Annotated in this window: 1 protein-coding gene; it reads left to right on the top strand. The window is 65.2% G+C overall.

Annotation, left to right across the window (positions count from 1 at the left end; translation table 11 throughout):
* Positions 1–120 precede the first annotated feature (120 nt).
* Positions 121–1203 (top strand): IS110 family RNA-guided transposase, encoded by a 1083-nt coding sequence (locus CG716_RS29355; protein WP_165774354.1) that lies wholly within the window; start codon positions 121–123, stop codon positions 1201–1203.
* Positions 1204–1516: the final 313 nt, after the last annotated feature.

The following is a 1516-nucleotide window of genomic DNA, read 5'->3' as shown; positions in this document are numbered from 1 at the left end:
CTAGACGGTATGGGGGCTGACTCGGGGCCGAAGGCCTCGGGCTGCAATCGGACGTGGGTTGCCGGTGTCGAGTGAACACTCGCACTGGTAGAGCCACAGTTGCAGATCAGGAGGCCTCCGGTGAGTTTCAACGGTACGAGTGTCGGGTTGGACGTGCACGCGCTTTCGGTAGTTGCGTATGCCGTCGATGAAGAAACGGGTCACGTCGAGCGGGCACGGTTATGTCCCGATCACGGTGAGATCCTGGCCTGGTTGCACCAGCTGCGTGGCCCGGTGCGGGTGGCCTATGAAGCCGGGCCAACAGGGTTCGGGCTCGCGCGGGCGTTGGCCGCTGCACAGATCGACTGCGTGGTCGCGGCGCCGTCGAAGTTGATCCGCCCGGCTGGGGATCGGGTCAAGACCGACGCCCGTGACGCCGCGCATTTGACCCGGCTGCTGCGGTTGGGTGAGGTTACTGCGGTCACCGTGCCTGAACCTGACGTGGAGGCGGTGCGGGATCTGGTCCGCGCTCGCGAAGACGCCCGAGCCGATCTGATGCGGGTTCGGCACCGCTTGTCCAAGCTGCTGCTGCGTCAGGGCCGGGTGTATTCCGGTGGGCAAGCCTGGAATGGGGTGCACGAAACCTGGCTGCGGCGGCAACGATTCGACGATTCCCACACCACAGCCGCCTTCGACCACCACTTCGACGCGGTGCTGAGCGCGACTGCGGCTCGTGATCGTCTCGATGAGCAGATCGTCACGGTCGCGGCCTCGCCGCGCTGGGCTGACCCAGTCGACCGGCTGGGCTGTCTGCGCGGCATCTCAGCCCTGACCGGGCTGGCGTTGACCGTTGAGGTCGGCGACTGGACCCGGTTCACTGGGTCCTCGATCGGCTCCTACGTCGGCCTGGTGCCCACCGAGTACTCCTCGGGTGCCTCCCGGGTGCAGGGTTCGATCACCAAGGCCGGCAACAGCCACGTTCGGCGGTTGTTGATCGAGTCGGCCTGGCATCACCGAGCGGCCTACCGCAATCCCGGACCGACGATGCGAGCCCGCTGGGCCAAAGTCGATCCCGCACTCAAGGATCGCGGTCATGCCGGCAACCGGCGCCTGCATCAACAGTGGTGCCGATTCAACGAACGCAAGAAGCCCCACGTCGTGGCCAACGTCGCGGTCGCCCGGCAGTTGGCCGGCTGGTGCTGGTCACTGGCCACGCTGACCTAACGCGCCATCGCTGAACTTGATCGGAGCCGGTCGGTCGACGGCGAGGTAGGCGAACTGGATCTGCGTTACAGCTATGAGCAACAACAGCATTCACCGAGTGCCGATGTGACGCCCGCCCCTAGAGAGCAGCTACCGTTCGCGCCGAACCATCGTCTTGCGGTACCAACCCGCGTATATCAGTCTGACACCAACCGTCGTTGACCAACGACCGCCGCGGCACCGACTGACCCCGATCAAACGAAAGCCGCCCCGGCACCAAAACCGGGGCGGCTTTCACCTGCCTCTTGACAAACAACGCCTACATATCAGCTGT

The organism is Mycolicibacterium sphagni (genome assembly GCF_002250655.1).
In the GTDB taxonomy this organism is placed as follows: Bacteria; Actinomycetota; Actinomycetes; order Mycobacteriales; family Mycobacteriaceae; genus Mycobacterium; species Mycobacterium sphagni.
Note: the sequence above shows the minus strand (reverse complement) of the source record. Positions and strands in the feature narration are given on the sequence as shown.